This is a genomic window from Xenorhabdus kozodoii (assembly GCF_002632875.1).
GTDB lineage: Bacteria > Pseudomonadota > Gammaproteobacteria > Enterobacterales > Enterobacteriaceae > Xenorhabdus > Xenorhabdus kozodoii.
The window spans coordinates 1-2,902 of sequence record NZ_NJCX01000001.1; the positions used below are offsets into that span (position 1 = coordinate 1).

Below are 2,902 nucleotides of genomic sequence, written 5' to 3' on the forward strand. Positions count from 1 at the left end.
CCGCTGGATTAACTCCTATGGCCCGACGGAAACCACGGTGATTGCCACCACCCTGAAACTGGACAACCAAAACCTTCCGCCTTTCGACGGGGCTATCCCCATCGGTTATCCACTCCCCAATACCCATATCTATATTCTGGATACCCACGGCCAGCCGGTGCCGATTGGCGTTGGTGGCGAAATCCATATTGGGGGCGCAGGCGTTGCCCGTGGTTACCTGAACCAACCTGATCTGACGGCAGAGAAATTTGTCACTGATCCGTTCAGCGGCCAGACAAACAGGCGTATGTATAAAACCGGCGATCTGGGGCGCTGGTTGCCAAATGGCGCGATTGAGTATCTGGGACGCAACGATTTTCAGGTCAAGATCCGCGGCTTCCGCATTGAATTGGGGGAGATTGAAACCCAGTTAGCGGCGTGTGAAGGCGTCAGTGATGCCGTCGTCATCGCCCGCGCAGAAGAAACCGGTGATAAGCGGCTGGTGGCTTACCTGATCCCACAAGCGGGCGTGACACTCAATCCAGCCTACCTGCGTGAGCAATTGAGTACCCGCTTGATGGAACATATGCTGCCGGGGGCATTTGTCATGCTGGATGCGTTCCCGCTCACGGCCAATGGCAAGCTGGATCGCAAGGCACTGCCGGCGCCAGATCAAAGCGCTATCGTCAGCCGTGACTATGAAGCGCCGCAAGGAGAAACTGAACAGATCCTGGCCACCGTTTGGCAATCCCTGCTGGGTTTGCAGCAGGTAGGACGCCATGACAATTTCTTTGAACTGGGCGGGCATTCATTACTGGTGGTTAACCTGATCGAAGAATTGCGCCAGCGTGGACTCTTGCTTGATGTCAGTACCGTTTTCTCTGCACCCACCTTGGCGGCCATGAGCGCTCGTTTAAGCCGGCATGCGGCGCAGGACATCGCTAAATGGGCTATTCCACCCAACCTGATCCGCGCAGACAGCCAGACCATAACCCCGGACATGCTGCCCCTGGTGGCGTTAACACCCAGCCAGATCGAGGAGATTGTCAACCTTGTTCCCGGAGGCGTCGCCAATATTCAGGATATCTACCCACTGGGGCCATTACAGGCGGGGATACTGTTCCACCATTTGCTGGAAACCGAAGGCGACATCTATCTGGATAATCAGCTTATGGCGTTTGACAGCCGGACACGCTTAGAGACGTTCTTGCAGGTACTCCAACACGTGATTGACCGACACGATATCTTGCGCAGTGCCATGCATTGGCAAGAATTGCCAGAGCCTGTTCAGGTTGTTTATCGTCATGCCCCCCTGCCCATTGTTGAACATACGCCGTTAACAGAAGCACAACTGCGCCATCTGACTGATCCACGCACGGTGCGCATGGCGATCACCAAAGCCCCGTTGCTGGCGGCACATATTGCCCAAGATCCTGAATCGGGGCAATGGCTGCTCTCCCTGTTGCACCACCATTTAGTGTGTGACCACATTTCATTAGGCATGATCTTCAATGAGATTAAGGCGCTGATTTTGGGCGAAAGTGGCACCCTGCCGGTTCCCCTGCCTTACCGTAACTTTATCGCCCAGGCTCGTAGCGTGCCGCAGGAAGTCCATCAGGCCTATTTCCGCGAGCAACTGGGGGATGTTGAAGAGCCGACCCTGCCCTTTGGGTTACTTGAGGGGCAAGGCAGCCATCCCAATGCAACCGAACTGAATAAAATTGTAGAAAATACCATCACGTTAGATCGCGAACTCGCCCACAACCTGCGCCACTGCGCCCGTCAACGGGGGATGAGTGCCGCGGTGCTGTTCCATGTTGCCTGGGCACAAGTCTTGTCCCGATGCAGCGGCCGACATGATGTGGTGTTCGGCACGGTTCTACTGGGGCGTTTACAGGGTGGCGTCGGTGCTGCCGCCGTACTCGGCATGTTTATCAATACCTTACCTGTCCGCATTCGGTTACAGGAGCGCACCGTTAAGCAGGCCGTACAGGAAACCCATCGTCAACTCAGCCAATTACTTGATCACGAGCAAGCCTCATTGGCCGTTGCCCAGCGTTGCAGTGGCATTCAGGCACCCTTGCCGCTGTTTAACAGCCTGCTCAACTTCCGCCATAGCCCACCACGCCAAGGATCGCAAGCGACCTCGTTGGTGTGGGAAGGGATGCAGATCCTCAGTGGTGAAGAACGCAGCAACTATCCGCTGTCGCTGGATGTCGACGATTTTGACGATGGATTTGCGCTCACCGCACAATGCAGCCAGCAGATTGATCCGGCTCGCATCAATGCCTATATGGATATCGCGTTGCAAGAACTTATCGCCGCCTTGCGGCACACACCGGAGCAGCAGATTGCATCGCTCGATATCCTGTCTCCAGCAGAGCGTTTCCGGTTATTGGAAACATTTAACGATACCGCCAGCGAACTTCCGCCAGAGGGGTTAATCCACCAACGGTTTGAGCAACAAGCAGAACGAACCCCGGATGCCACCGCCTTGGTGTTTGGCGATAGCCAACTGAGTTACCGCGAATTAAATCGTCAGGCCAACCAACTGGCTCATCATCTGATTGCCTCCGGTGTGCGTCCCGATGATCGCATCGCCCTCTGTGCCGACCGCAGCCTGGATATGATCATCGGCATGTACGGCATCCTTAAGGCCGGGGCGGGCTATATTCCCCTCGACCCGGAATACCCCGCCGAACGGCTGGCTTATCAGTTATCGGACAGTCAACCGGCCTGGTTGCTGACCCAGTGCCATTTACAGGCGCGTTTACCGACGCAAAATATTCCGCTCTTGCTGCTGGATGATGACAACCATCTCCGTGCAGTGGCACAGCAACCTTGCCATAATCCCGATCCCCACCAATTGGGGCTTAAGCCACACCATCTGGCCTATATCATCTATACCTCCGGCTCCACCGGC

At 55.7% G+C, this 2,902-nt stretch carries 1 protein-coding gene; it reads left to right on the forward strand.

Features of this window, described 5'->3' with window-relative positions; genetic code table 11:
• Positions 1-2,902, forward strand: a 2,902-nt coding sequence (locus tag Xkoz_RS00005; RefSeq protein WP_141554388.1) for an AMP-binding protein, incomplete at both ends; no start/stop codon positions are given.